Here is a 12,994-nt window from a genome sequence, read left to right as displayed (position 1 = left end):
TCTCCCCATGCGCGTACGACGACGACATCGGCTGGCGGTCGGCGCTGCTCTCGTCCTGCTGCTCGGAGCGTGCAGCGACGGGAGCTCGGCCCAGCCGGATCCCACCCCGGCGTCCGAGACCTCCGGGTCGGACCCGAGCACCGATCCCGGCGAGCCCTCGGGCACGCCGCCGGTCGCGGACCCCGACCACGCCGTCGACCCTCCGGGCAAGCGCGACGGACGGCTGTGGAGCGCCGACATCCTGGTCCAGTGGGACCAGCCGCTCGACGATGCGCTGGTCAAGGAGATCGAGCGGCTGAAGGGCGTCGCGCACACCGAGCGGATCGGGCTGGGACAGGTCAGCCTGGAGAACCGCGTGCTGACCGTCGCGTCGGTCGACCCCAGGGGCTACCGCAACTTCACGCAAGCCGACGTGGCGGACTTCCAGGAGGCCTGGGACCGGGTGGCGGGCGGGGAGATGGCGATCGACCAGAAGGTCGCCAAGCGGCTCACCGACGACGACGGGATGATCCGGCTCGGCAGCGAGGACGGCGCCCCGACCCTGCACGTGGGGGCGTACACGCCGCAGATCCCGACGATCGACATGGTGGTGAACACGGCCTGGGCCGACGACATCGAGATGTCCACCGACAACGGGCTGCTGATCTCCACCGACCGCACCACGCCGGCGACCCTGCGCAAGCCGCTGGAGAAGCTGGTGGGCAAGGACGCGTCCGTCCAGATGCTCGACGTGGCGTCTCGCATCGGTCTCGACCCCGGGGCCAGGCTCACCGCGATCCCGACCGGCGACACGCTGGGCAGCGTGGTGGGCACCTACCGCTACCGCGTCCTCGGCGGTGGCCGGATCGCGCCGGACCCCGCGTGGGTCGCGGCCAACATCCGCACCGAGGTCGTGCCGATCCTCGGCAGCGTCACCTGTCACAAGGCCCTGTTCCCCCAGCTGCGGCAAGCGCTGCTCGAGATCCAGCAGGACGGCCTGGCAGCCGAGATCCACCCCGAGGAGTACGCCGGGTGCTACTACCCGCGCTTCATCGCCAACACCACCACGCTCTCCAACCACTCCTTCGGCCTGGCCCTCGACCTCAACGTCCCGGGCAACGGCCGCGGCACGGTGGGGGAGATGAACCGCGCCGTGGTGGCGACCTTCAAGAAGTGGGGCTTCGCCTGGGGCGGGGACTGGCGCTGGACCGACCCGATGCACTTCGAGCTCAGCGAGGTCAAGGCCGTCGGCTAGGTTCGCCGCGTGTTTGTCTCCCTCGGCGGGGGGAAGGAAGCCTCCGACAGGCTCCAGACCGCTTGACCCAGGGGATGACCACCATGGCCGACGAAGTCGTTCGCCCACACGACGTGCTTGCCGATGGGCTTCGCGACGACCTGATCGACGCGATCAAGGACGCCTAGGCAACGACCCCCATCACCCGTCGAGCATCAGTTGAGCGAGCACACGACAATGACGTCCATGTCCCACCGTGCATGGACCCGCATCACGCTGGCCGCAGTCATGTCGTTGGCGGCACTCACCGGCTGTGAGTCCGATGATGAAGGGCTGACCCCTCCAGGCACCGAGCTCAGCTTCGGGGAATCGGCACGGGTCACGCGCAGCGAGGATGCCGGCACCATGTCCCTAAAGGTCGTCGACGTCGTCCAGGGGACCACAGCCGACCTGGCGACCATCGACGCCGACGACGGCCGGACGCCGTACTACCTCAAGGTGGAGGTCACCCCGGAGTCCGGCGCTCGCCCGATCGAGCTCGACGAGTACCTCGGACTGTGGGCCGACGGCGTGTCCTTGACCCACCTGTCGGTCGTGGCGGACTTCGCACCCTGCCAGGAGGGACCGATATCCGTCGACGAGCTGGACGCCCCGCAGGACGCGTGCCTGGTCTACCTGGCTGATGAGGGCGCACCGACGCCCGACACGGTGTACTTCGACAACCACGACGACTACAGCGCCTTCGACGGCAACGCCGTGTCCTGGAAGAGACCGGCCTGACCTCCCCTGCTCGCTACCCTCCTCGGCATGCGCGCAGTCCAGGTCGTCACCCTCACCGGTCCCGCTGACGTCGAGGTGCGCGAGGTGCCCGAGCCCACTCCGAGCGCCCACGACGTGCTGGTCGAGGTGCACAGCGTCGGGGTCGCGTTCCCCGACCTCCTGCTGAGCCGCGGGGAGTACCAGTTCAAGCCCGAGCCGCCGTTCACCCTCGGCGTCGACTTCGCCGGTGTGGTCCTCGACCCCGGCGCTCCCGAGTCGAGCGGCTTCACCGTGGGGCAGCGGGTCGCGGGGGTCAACCTCCACGGCGGGGCGGCCGAGCAGGTCGCCAACCCGGCGATCTTCACCTTCCCCCTCCCCGACGAGGTGTCCTTCGACGAGGGCGCGGCCCTGCCGATGAACTACCTCACCGCACTCTTCGCCCTCGAGGAGCGCGGCAGCCTGCGCGACCGGGAGACCGTGCTGGTGCACGGTGCGGCCGGCGGTGTCGGCACGGCCACCCTCCAGGTGGCGAAGGGTCTGGGCGCCCGCACCATCGCCGTGGTCAGCACCGAGGAGAAGGCCGCCTTCGCGCGCGCGGCCGGGGCGGACGAGGCGATCGTCGGGCCGGACTTCCGCGACCAGGTCAAGGACCTCACCGGTGGCAAGGGCGTCGACGTGGTCCTCGACGTCGTCGGCGGAGACGCCTTCACCGACTCCCTGCGCTGCTTGGCCGAGCAGGGCCGGGTGCTGGTCGTGGGCTTCGCCGCCGGGCAGGGCATCCCCGAGGTCAAGGTCAACCGGCTGCTCCTCGGCAACGTCGACGTACGCGGGGTGGGCTGGGGGGCGTACGCCATGACCCGGCCCGGCTACATGCAGCGGCAGTGGCACCGCCTCGCGCCGATGATCGAGTCCAGGGTGGTCAAGCCGCCGATCGGAGCGACCTACGACCTCGCCGACTTCGGGCGGGCGCTCGTCGACATGGACGAGCGCCGCACCCTCGGCAAGTCGGTCGTACGCGTGCGCTGAGCCTCAGCGGCGTACGCGCAGGGTCTTCCTGGCCGGGTAGTAGCTCGCCTTGGTCGCCTTGGCGTTGATCGGCCCGGGCCGGGACCGGGGCGCGAACCGGATCGTGCAGCGGCCGGACGCATTGGTGGTGCACCGTTGACCGCCGGCCCTCACCTTCGCGCGAGCCACGCCGCCGTCGACGTCGGTGACCTTGAAGACGACCGTCTGCGCGCGGTTGACGCGCCACCGGCTCGGTGACGCGCGGAGGCTCAGCTGCGCGAGCGCCGACATCGCGTGGATGCGGCTGGGGTCGCCGGCCTCGTTGGCGGTCAGCAGCAGCTCGGCACGGAGGGCGTCCGTGCTGGTGATCTCGAGCCCGAACGTGCTGTACATGTCATCGAGCAGCGTCGGCCTGCGGTCGATGTTCCAGCCGCGGGCGGCCACCCGGGAGACCCGCGGGGTGTAGCCGATCGGGCCCTGCGCCGCGACCCACATGTGCCCGTCCGGGAGGACGGTGAGCGAGCCGTTGTTGGGACCGTCCATGCCGCGGACGAGGTGGATCCGGTTGGCGGCGATGTCCCACAGCACGACCTTGGAGTCGATCGTGTACGCCGCGACCGGTCCGACGCCGGGCCGGTTGACGACGGCCATCGGCTGGCCCGGGTTCGTGTAGTCGCCAGGGGCCCTGGCCGCCGCACCGAGGGTCGGCCAGACCTGCCGTGCGTAGACGCCGCCACCGCGGATGCTCTGGTAGACCACGAGCACCGAGGCGCCGGTCGCGACCAGCGTGGCGGCGGTGGCGTCGTGGTCGGTGAACTCCTGCACGGTCGCGGTCGGCACCGCGGCCTCGGGGACGGTCCCGACGTTCCAGTGGAAGCCGCCCGTGTCGCCGTAGCCGGTGATCGGGGTGCCGTCCGGGGTGTAGGCCATCGTGACGCCGCCGTCACCGATGCTCTTGGCCAGCACCTCGCGGGGCACCACCCATGACGCCCCGCCGTCGCTGGAGACGGCCGTGTAGACGCCCTTGTAGGTGAAGAAGTTGGAGGTGTCGCCGTCGATCGTGCCCCGGAACGCCAGCCGGAGGCTGCCGTCAGCGTTCACCCCCAGGTCGACCGGAGTGCTGAGCTGCGCCCAGTTGGAGGTGAGGACGCGGGTCACCGGTCCCTGAGCTCCCGTCCGGGAGATCGTGGTGTGCTCGTAGTTGTGGGTGCGGTCCGGGTTGTCCACCACCCACACGACGTGCTGGAGCCCGTCGGCCGTGCGGGTCACTGCTGCCTGGGCGAAGTTGGGCGACGAGCTCGCGGTGAGGGCCGTCCAGGACCTCGTCCCGACCCGCTCGGCGGTCTTTGCCGTCCCGGGCGGGGCGGCCAGACCTGCGGTGACGATGGCGGCGAGACCAGCCGCGAGGATCCTTGCTCGAGCACGCATGTGGAGTCCTTACCTCTTGACCTTGACGATGTCCTTGCCTGCTCCGTAGCCACCCTCGGTGGCCACGAATGCAAGCTTTCCGCTCCTCTTGGGGGTGACGGTCAGGGTGCACGTCCCGTCCCCCTTGGTCGTGCACGAGTCGCCGCCGCCCTTGACCTTCACGCCCTTGAGGGCGTCGCCGGCGTCGGTCACCTTGACCTTCACCGTGCCCTGCCTCTGGGCCCGCAGCGAGCCCGAGGCGTTGAGGGAGAGACCGGGCTTGACCATGCGCAGGGAGACCCTCTGGGCCACCGTGTCGTTGACGAGCACGGTGCCCTGGTCGAGCGAGGCGTCCACCGCGATCCGCCACAGGTCGGCGGAGGAGGTCGGCTTGCCGAGCTTCTGGACCGCCCCGAAGGCGAGCCCGCTCGGGGCGGACCGGGCGGCGTGCACCTGGTCGGACCCGTCCACCCAGGCCAGCCACAGTCGGCCGGAGGCGCCGGTGTCCATGGCGACCTGGTAGACGTTCCTGGCCTTGATCTTCTTGACGCTGCCGCCGACCTGCCAGACCGAGATCGCGTTGGCGGTGGGGTAGCCGGTCTTGTAGGCCACCACGATGCCGCCGCCCGGTCGTGCGACCGCCGCGATCGTCTGGTCGGGATTGAGGGAGTCGCCCCCGGTCGTCGAGCCCGGGGCCTTCATCACCGCGCCCACCGTGGGGTGGATCTGCTGGGCGAAGATCCCCTCGGACGCCTCGCTGCTGCCGTCGACGTAGCTGAGCATCCACACCGCGTCACCGCTGTTCACCAGCTGGGTGTGCCAGTAGTAGTTGCCCAGGCCGGCGCTCGCGACGCCGTCGGGCGGCGAGCTGGTGACGACGTTCTGGTCCGTGGTGTCGATGGTGCCGACGCGGTAGTAGGTGTCGCTGTTGAGCGAGGCCGCGGTGACCGGGGTCCCGTTGGACAGCGTGGTCGCGCCGACGCCGTACCCGGAGTAGGCGTAACCGAACTTGGTGAGCGCCCGTGGCTGGAGCGCCCAGGCCGCGCCCGCGGCGTCGCTGGTCGTGTCGTAGGCGTAGCCGTGGGAGTAGAAGTTGGCCGAGTTGTTGTCCTGCAGCCCGCTGAAGACCAGGCGGAGGCCCCCCGTCGTCGAGCGCAGCAGCTTGGGGTTGTGGATCAAGGTGCCCCAGGTGCCGACCGGCTTGCTGCGGGAGAGCACCGAGCCGGCCGTGGAGACCGCCGTGTGCTCGTACTCGTCGGCCGTGCCGACGTCCTGCGCGTAGACGGCGTGCAGCACCCCGTCCGACGTACGGGCAAGGGTGATCTCCGAGAGCACGTCGACCGTGCCCGACGACACGGCCTTCCAGCCACCGGCCAGACGGGTGTTCCCGGCAGCGGACCGGTCGGCGCCGGCGTCCTCAGGGGCGCTGGCACCGGCGGTGGGCGCCAGGGCTGCGGCGACGAGGCCGCCGGCGGCGAGCAGGGTGAGCACACGCGTGCGATGCGACATGGGTCCTCCCGATAGGCAGTCCAGGTCGCCCCACCCTCGCGCATCCAAAGCCCTTTGCCACTCGTGCCAGCACGTGGTCTGGACCAGTGCGCCGCCACCCGTCCACACGACCTGTCTGGGCACCCGGGGTTAGGGTCGAGCGCGTGACGATCCTCGACGCCGCCCGCGACGGCATGAACCCCGACATCCGCCCGCAGGACGACCTCTTCGGCCACGTCAACGGACGGTGGCTGGACGAGACCGAGATCCCCTCCGACAAGTCCAGCTGGGGCGCGTTCATCGCGCTGGCCGACACCGCCGAGCAGCAGGTGCGCGACATCATCACCGAGCTCGCGGACCGCCCGCGAGACGAGCTCGACGACGACGAGCGCAAGGTGGGCGACCTCTACGCGTCCTTCATGGACACCGACACGATCGAGGCCAAGGGCCTGGAGCCGGTCCGCGGACTCCTCGACCGCGCTCACACGGTCGCTGACCTCACCGAGCTCGCTGCCTTCCTCGGCGTGTTCGAGCGGATCGGCGGCCCCGGCCTGTTCGGCTCCTACATCACCCCGGACCGCGTCGACGCCTCGCGCAACGTCGTCTACCTCGCCCAGGGCGGCCTCGGGCTCCCCGACGAGTCCTACTACCGCGACGACAAGTTCGCCGAGATCCGCGAGAAGTACCTCGCCTACCTCACCACCCTGCTCACCCTGAGCGGTCACGACGACCCGTCCGCCGCGGCCGCAGCCGTGCTGGCGTACGAGACCCGGCTGGCCCAGGGCCACTGGGAGGCCGCCGAGACGCGGGACGTGCAGAAGACCACCAACCACAAGAGCCTCGAGGAGCTGGTCGAGCTCTGCCCCGCCTTCGACTGGGTGACCTACGTGACCGGGCTCGGCGGCACCGAGGAGACGCTGCGCACCACGATCGTGATGCAGCCCGACTTCTTCTCCCACCTGTCGGCGGTGCTGGAGGAGACCCCGATCGAGACGTGGCGCGACATCCTGCACGTGCGCATCGTGCGGAGCTCCGCGCCCTACCTGCCCGACGAGTTCGTCCAGGCCAACTTCGACTTCTACGGCCGCACCCTCAACGGCACCCCCGAGCTCCGCGCCCGCTGGAAGCGCGGCGTCGACTTCGTCGAGGGCGCGATCGGCGAGGCGGTCGGCAAGGTCTACGTCTCGCGACACTTCCCGCCGTCGTCGAAGCAGATGATGGACGAGCTGGTCGCCAACCTCGTCACCGCCTACCGCCGCTCCATCGAGACGCTGGACTGGATGGGCGAGGACACCAAGCAGAAGGCCTACGACAAGCTCGACCGCTTCTACCCCAAGATCGGCTACCCGACGGAGTTCCGCGACTACTCCGCGCTGACGATCTCCGCCGACGACCTGATGGCCAACGTGGCCGCCGCGTCGGCGTTCGAGACCGACCGCCAGCTGGCGAAGGTCGGACAGCCGGTCGACCGCGACGAGTGGCTGATGCTGCCGCAGACGGTCAACGCCTACTACCACCCCGGCACCAACGAGATCTGCTTCCCGGCCGCCATCCTGCAGCCGCCCTTCTTCAGCCCCGAGGCCGAGGACGCCGAGAACTACGGCGGCATCGGCGCGGTCATCGGCCACGAGCTGGGCCACGGCTTCGACGACCAGGGAGCCCAGTACGACGGCGACGGCAACCTGCACGACTGGTGGACCGCCGACGACAAGGCCGCCTTCGAGGCCAAGTCGCAGGCTCTCGTCGCCCAGTACGACGAGTTCGAGCCGCGCAACCTCCCCGGCGAGCACGTCAACGGCAGCCTCACTGTCGGCGAGAACATCGGCGACCTCGGCGGCCTGACCATCGCGCACAAGGCGTACGTCATCAGCCGGGGCGGCGAGGCCGCGCCCGACGACCGGCGCACCCTGTTCCTCAACTGGGCGCACGTGTGGCGCACCAAGCGCCGCAAGGAGCAGGAGCTGCAGTACCTCACCATCGACCCGCACAGCCCGGCGGAGTTCCGCGCCAACATCGTGCGCAACCTCGACGAGTTCCACGAGGTGTTCGAGACCGCGCCGGGCGATGGGCTCTGGCTGGAGCCGGAGGGCCGCGTCCGGATCTGGTGACGCTGGGGTCAAGACTTCTCCCCGCCCAGCAGGCCGTAACCGCTATAGGCTCGTCGCATGGTCCGGATCGACGCTGACATCACTGGCGGGATCGTCGTGGGACACGACGGTTCGCGCGCCGCAGGCACGGTCGTGCGCGTGGCCGGCGACCTCGCCCACCGACTCGGCGTGACGCTGCACGTCGTACGGGTGTGGCACATCACGACAGCACCGCGTCCCGGCTCGATGGTCGGTGGCTTCATCCCGCCCTACGCCGAGTTCGAGCAGGCGGTGATCGCGGACCTGAAGGCCGACTGCGCCGCGGCCGAGATCCGCGACGACGTCGACCTCGAGCTCTACGCCCTGCGCGGGCAGTCGGCCGAGATCCTGGTCGCCGCCGCGCAGAAGGCGGAGATGCTGGTGATCGGCGTGCGGGGCGCCGGCGGGTTCGCCGGGCTCCGGTTCGGCTCCACCGCCACCCAGGTGGTGCGGCACTCGCCGGTCCCGGTGCTCCTCGTGCCCAACATCGCGGACTGACGCATTCGGCGCCGGTCCGGCTCAGTCGGGGATGGTGGCGCAGACGACGTCGAGCGTGAGGAGGTGGGCCACGGGCAGGGCGTTGAGCCCGCGCGCGGTGAACGCTGTCTCGCTCGTGCGGGTCACCTGGCTGAGCAGGCCGGCCAGGGGTGCGGCGTAGCCGGCGGTCGCGGAGATGGCCTTCTTGCCGGCTGGGCACGTGCCCGTCACCGAGTCGCTGGCGCCGAACCCGGCGATGCTGACCGTCGCCGGGACGATCTCGAAGCCGCTCAGGCCGGGCAGTCCGGGGACGCCCGGGAGGCCGTCGAGACCGGGGAGACCCTGAAGACCCTGAAGGCCGGTGGCTCCGGCCGGCCCGGTCGCACCCGTCGCACCCCGGGGACCGGCGGGTCCGGCGGGCCCAGCGGGCCCGCGCAGCTTGCTCTTCGCCTTCGCCGAGAAGTCCTTGGCCTTGAGGGAGCGGTTCTTCACGTCCTTGGTGGTGACGGAGCCGTCCTTGATCTGCTTGCCGGTGATCATGAGCGACGCCGTGGCTCCGGCTCCTGCGGAGATGATCAGCGCGAGTGCGGCAATGACGACAGCCAGTGCCGTCCGGGACTTTCCGTGCATGGTGGTGACCCCCTGTGGACGTGATGTTGCTCAGCAGTTGCCGCGACGTTAGGCGGCGTGCCGATGCCCGGCAGCCGATTGCGCAACCGCACGCCACCGGTCTGGACCGGTCCCGGCGAGCCGGGGCTTCGCCGGTCGGCACCGTCTCGCGATTGAATGACCACGTGACACTGCCCGGGCACGACCAGTCGAGATTCCCGCTCCGCATGGAGTGGGGACCGACGGGCGCCCAGGCAGTCACGGCGGACTACGCGGTGGTCGTCGACGTCCTCTCCTTCACCACCACCCTCAGCGTCGCGATCGAGCGTGGCATCGAGGTCTTCCCGTTCCGCTGGCGCGACGCACGGGCGGCCGAGCACGCCGTGCGCCACGGAGCGACGCTGGCGGTGGGCCGTTTCGAGGCGCTGACCCGCGGCAACGCCCGGCACGTCTCGCTGTCGCCCGCGAGCCTGTCGGAGGTGGAGGGCATCGAGCGCCTGGTCCTGCCCTCGCCCAACGGCTCGACCATCGCCTTCGCGCTCGCCGACTCGGGGGCGCAGGTGCTGGGGGCGTGCCTGCGCAACGCCGGCGCGGTCGCCCGGTGGCTGGCACCCAAGGTGGCCGACGGCGCCAGCGTGGTCGTCGTACCCGCGGGGGAGCGGTGGCACGACGGGACCCTCCGCCCGGCGGTCGAGGACCTGTGGGGAGCCGGCGCCGTGCTCGCCGGACTGGTCGGGGAGGACGAGGCCGGGACCGGGGCGAGCCCGGAGGCGTGGATGGCCGTCGCTGCCTGGCAGGGGACCCGGATGCCGGCCGACCTGCTGCGATGCGCCAGTGGGCTCGAGCTCACCGAGGTCGGCTTCGTGGCCGACGTCGAGATCGCCGCCCAGCACGACGTCAGCGAGGTCGTGCCGCTGCTGGTGGGTGAGTCCTTCCGCGACGGCGCGGACCACCAGCCGCCCACTCCGCGGCTGCGGCGCGTCGGCTCCTGAGCCCGCCGGTCCTGCCGAGGAAAAACTGACCGTTCGGTCTGGTGGCCGGCCCGGCACGTCCCTAGTGTGATGACGGTCACACTCGGGTGGCCACCTGTCTCGGAGGACTCACATGTTCGGCTCTCGTCGTCTGGCGGTGCTGGGCTCGGCCCTCGCCGGCCTGCTCACGCCCCTTCTCGTCCAACCCGCCCACGCGGCCGCCCCGGTCTACGTGGCCCTCGGCGACTCCTACGCCTCGGGCACCGGCACCCGGTCCTACATCAGCGACGGCACCAGCTGCCAGCGCTCCACCAAGGCCTACCCCAGCCTGATCGCGGCTGCCCGGGGCTACGCCCTCAACTTCCGGGCCTGCTCGGGCGCGCGGGTCGCCGATGTCACCAACACCCAGCTGAGCGCACTGACCACCGCCACCACCTACGTCACGATCTCCGTCGGCGGCAACGACGCAGGGTTCGCCGACGTGCTGACCACGTGCGCGCAGCCGGGGTGGATGAGCAACTGCAACGGCGCGATCAACACCGCCCAGGCCTACATCAACAACACCCTGCCGACTCAGCTGTCGAACCTCTACGCCGCCATCCGCGCGCGGGCGCCGTACGCCAAGGTCGTCGTGGTCGGCTATCCCCGGATCTTCATGGGCGAGGACTGCAACGCGTTCACCTGGTTCTCCCCCGACGAGGAGGCGCGGCTCAACCAGACCGCCGACCTGCTCAACTCCAGGACCGCATCGGTCGCCGCGTCGCGGGGCTTCACCTTCGCCAACCCGACCGACGCCTTCCTCGGCCACGCGGTGTGCGACGACGTCGAGTACATCAACGGTCTGTCCAGCCCGATCTCCGAGAGCTACCACCCCAACGTGCCCGGCCACTCCCACGGCTACACGCCCGTCGTGAGCTCCGCGGTCGGCACCACGCTCGCCGTGACCGCCGAGGTCCAGGCCGCGTCGGACGCCTCGGCCGCGGACCAGGCCGCGCTGCAGAGCCAGTACGCCGATGCCGACCGCGGCATCGAGCCGGAGGTCTTCGTGGTCCCGGACCTGACCTCGCCCGATGCGCGCCGCGCCGCCCGCAGGGCCGGCATCGACCTCGACCGCCTCATCGAGCGCAGCCGGCAGCATCGACGCACAGCACGGTGACCCGCCGTCCACCGGACGACGGGTCACCTCTGGCGGGCTACTTCACCTCGGAGCGGAGCACGGCCCGCAACCCGAGCAGGGCCGGCAGTACCAGCCACAACCCGGCCGTGGCGGCGACCTGCCCCCACTGCTCACCCTGCGGCGGTCCGTCGAAGAGGAACGACCGGGCGAGCTCGGCGTCGACCCAGGGACGGATGTCGACGAAGTCCGGCTGGCTGGCCGCCAGGATCCCGAAGACCGTCGGGAGGACCAGCGTCAGCACGAAGTAGGTGACAAGCGCCCCGGCCGAGTTCCGGATGACCATGCCCAGCATGGTGCCGGTCAGCAGGCACAGCAGGCTGCCGATGACGATGGTGCCGAACTGAGCGACGGAGAGGTCCCACACCCGGTCGGTCCCGGTGATGGCGGTGCCGACGACGTTGCCGGCCACGCCGACGACCAGCGCGACCAGCATCGCGCCGATCCCCACGACGACCGACGAGACGATCTTGGCCAGCAGCACCTGTCGGCGGTCGGGCACGAGCGTGAACGTGGTGAGCCCGGTGCGCTGGCTCCACTCGCCGGTGATCGCGAGGATGGCGATGATCGGGAGCACGACCGTCATCGGGAAGCCGATCGCCGCAGCGAACGTGTTGTGGGTCAGCTCGTCGTCGGGTGCGAACAGGATCGTCCCGATCGTGGCGACGACGCCCAGGATCACCAGGCTGGCCATGAGCCAGAACCCGGAACGGGTGTCGAACATCTTGCGCAGCTCGACACGGACGATGCGTCCCAGTGGGATCGTGGGAGCGTCGACGTGGTGCTCGTGCAGGGAGTCGTACGTCGTGGGTGAGGTGGTGGTCATGCCGCTGCCCTTTCTCGGTGAAGCTTCTTGGGGGAGGTGTCTTCTCGCTGGGTGTCGGCGGTGAGCTCGAGGAACATGTCCTCGAGGCCGCCGTCGGCCGTCCGCAGCTCGGTGAGCGCGATGCCCGCCGTGAACGCAACGCGGCCGACGTGGGCGGGCTCCGCGGTCGTGGTCACGCCACCCTCGTCGGAGACGGTCGTGTCGATGCCGGCCGCGTGCAGCGCCCTGCGCAGCGTGGCCGTGTCGTCGGCCCGGGCAACCGTGCCCACAGATCGGACGAGGTCCGCCTTGGAGCCCTCGCACACGACCCGCCCGTGGCCGATCATGACGATGTCGTCGGCGATGACCTCGACCTCGCGCAGCAGGTGCGAGGACAGCAGCACCGTCCCGCCTCGGTCCGCGAAGTCGCGGAGCAGGTCACGCATCCACCGGATGCCCGCGGGGTCGAGGCCGTTGGCCGGCTCGTCGAGCATCAGGACGCCCGGGTTGCCGATCAGGGCGGTCGCGATCCCTAGGCGCTGCCGCATGCCGAGGGAGTAGTTGCCGACGCGACGGTCGGCCTCGGCGCGGGTCAGGCTGACCAGGTCGAGCATCTCGTCGACCCGACGACCGGGAAGGCCCAGCATCTGCTGGACGATCGTGAGGATCTCGCGACCGGAGCGCCCGGCGTGCTGGGCCGAGGCGTCCAGCATCACGCCGATGTCCCGGCCCGGGTTGGGCAGGTCGTGGAACGGGCGGCCGGCGACGGTCGAGGAACCCGACGTGGGCTTCGTCAGGCCGACGACCATGCGCATCGTAGTGGACTTGCCGGCGCCGTTGGGACCGAGGAATCCGGTCACTCGGCCGGGCCGCGCCACGAGGCTGACGCCGTCCACGACGGTGGTGCGGCCGTACTTCTTGGTGAGCGAATCGATGGTGATCATGGGATTCCTTCCGCGA

At 70.6% G+C, this 12,994-nt stretch carries 12 protein-coding genes; 7 read left to right on the top strand and 5 right to left on the bottom strand.

The annotated features are described in order from the left end of the window. The first annotated feature begins 7 nt into the window (after positions 1 to 7). The 3 genes from J3P44_RS10455 to J3P44_RS10445 all read left to right on the top strand — a co-directional run bounded on the left by J3P44_RS10455 (position 8) and on the right by J3P44_RS10445 (position 2,998). Positions 8 to 1,234: a M15 family metallopeptidase gene (locus J3P44_RS10455; RefSeq protein ID WP_255890279.1), complete on the top strand. Its 1,227-nt coding sequence runs from the start codon at positions 8 to 10 to the stop codon at positions 1,232 to 1,234. 225 nt (positions 1,235 to 1,459) lie between these two features. Then, positions 1,460 to 1,993, top strand: a complete 534-nt coding sequence (locus J3P44_RS10450; RefSeq protein ID WP_255890278.1) for a hypothetical protein — start codon at positions 1,460 to 1,462, stop codon at positions 1,991 to 1,993. Positions 1,994 to 2,020: 27 nt separating this feature from the next. Further along, complete coding sequence (locus J3P44_RS10445; RefSeq protein ID WP_255890277.1) at positions 2,021 to 2,998, top strand: NADPH:quinone oxidoreductase family protein; 978 nt, start codon at positions 2,021 to 2,023, stop codon at positions 2,996 to 2,998. 3 nt (positions 2,999 to 3,001) lie between these two features. Here the strand turns inward: J3P44_RS10445 and J3P44_RS10440 are convergent, their stop codons facing one another. Both J3P44_RS10440 and J3P44_RS10435 read right to left on the bottom strand, forming a co-directional pair. Continuing rightward, positions 3,002 to 4,405: a hypothetical protein gene (locus tag J3P44_RS10440; RefSeq protein ID WP_255890276.1), complete on the bottom strand. Its 1,404-nt coding sequence runs from the start codon at positions 4,403 to 4,405 to the stop codon at positions 3,002 to 3,004. A gap of 9 nt (positions 4,406 to 4,414) precedes the next feature. Beyond that, positions 4,415 to 5,893: a hypothetical protein gene (locus J3P44_RS10435; protein ID WP_255890275.1), complete on the bottom strand. Its 1,479-nt coding sequence runs from the start codon at positions 5,891 to 5,893 to the stop codon at positions 4,415 to 4,417. Between the two features lie 143 nt (positions 5,894 to 6,036). On the opposite strand from J3P44_RS10435, the gene J3P44_RS10430 reads away from it, so the two are divergent. Next, positions 6,037 to 7,980 carry a M13 family metallopeptidase gene (locus tag J3P44_RS10430; RefSeq protein WP_417629403.1) on the top strand — a complete coding sequence of 648 codons (1,944 nt, stop codon included), beginning with the start codon at positions 6,037 to 6,039 and terminating at the stop codon, positions 7,978 to 7,980. Between the two features lie 57 nt (positions 7,981 to 8,037). Beyond that, a complete protein-coding gene (locus J3P44_RS10425) occupies positions 8,038 to 8,496 on the top strand; it encodes a universal stress protein (RefSeq protein WP_255890274.1) in 459 nt (152 codons plus the stop codon). A 21-nt stretch (positions 8,497 to 8,517) separates the two neighbouring features. Here the strand turns inward: J3P44_RS10425 and J3P44_RS25005 are convergent, their stop codons facing one another. Continuing rightward, the gene (locus tag J3P44_RS25005) at positions 8,518 to 9,105 is read right to left on the bottom strand and encodes a collagen-like triple helix repeat-containing protein (RefSeq protein WP_305122272.1); all 588 of its coding nucleotides are present in this window, start codon (positions 9,103 to 9,105) and stop codon (positions 8,518 to 8,520) included. Positions 9,106 to 9,269: 164 nt separating this feature from the next. Here J3P44_RS25005 and J3P44_RS10415 point away from each other — a divergent pair, with 164 nt between their 5' ends. Beyond that, entirely contained in the window at positions 9,270 to 10,076 is an 807-nt protein-coding gene (locus tag J3P44_RS10415; protein WP_255890273.1) for a 2-phosphosulfolactate phosphatase, read from the top strand. 112 nt (positions 10,077 to 10,188) lie between these two features. After that, positions 10,189 to 11,211, top strand: a complete 1,023-nt coding sequence (locus tag J3P44_RS10405; protein WP_305122271.1) for an SGNH/GDSL hydrolase family protein — start codon at positions 10,189 to 10,191, stop codon at positions 11,209 to 11,211. A gap of 37 nt (positions 11,212 to 11,248) precedes the next feature. Here J3P44_RS10405 and J3P44_RS10400 read toward each other — a convergent pair whose 3' ends face one another. Then, positions 11,249 to 12,055, bottom strand: a complete 807-nt coding sequence (locus J3P44_RS10400; RefSeq protein ID WP_255890272.1) for an ABC-2 transporter permease — start codon at positions 12,053 to 12,055, stop codon at positions 11,249 to 11,251. Further along, positions 12,052 to 12,978: an ABC transporter ATP-binding protein gene (locus J3P44_RS10395; RefSeq protein ID WP_255890271.1), complete on the bottom strand. Its 927-nt coding sequence runs from the start codon at positions 12,976 to 12,978 to the stop codon at positions 12,052 to 12,054. Before J3P44_RS10395 ends, J3P44_RS10400 begins: the two co-directional genes overlap by 4 nt. Positions 12,979 to 12,994 lie beyond the last annotated feature (16 nt).

The sequence above is a fragment of the Nocardioides astragali genome (assembly GCF_024436375.1).
Taxonomy (GTDB): Bacteria; Actinomycetota; Actinomycetes; order Propionibacteriales; family Nocardioidaceae; genus Nocardioides; species Nocardioides astragali.
This window is presented reverse-complemented; position numbering and strand designations above follow the sequence as displayed.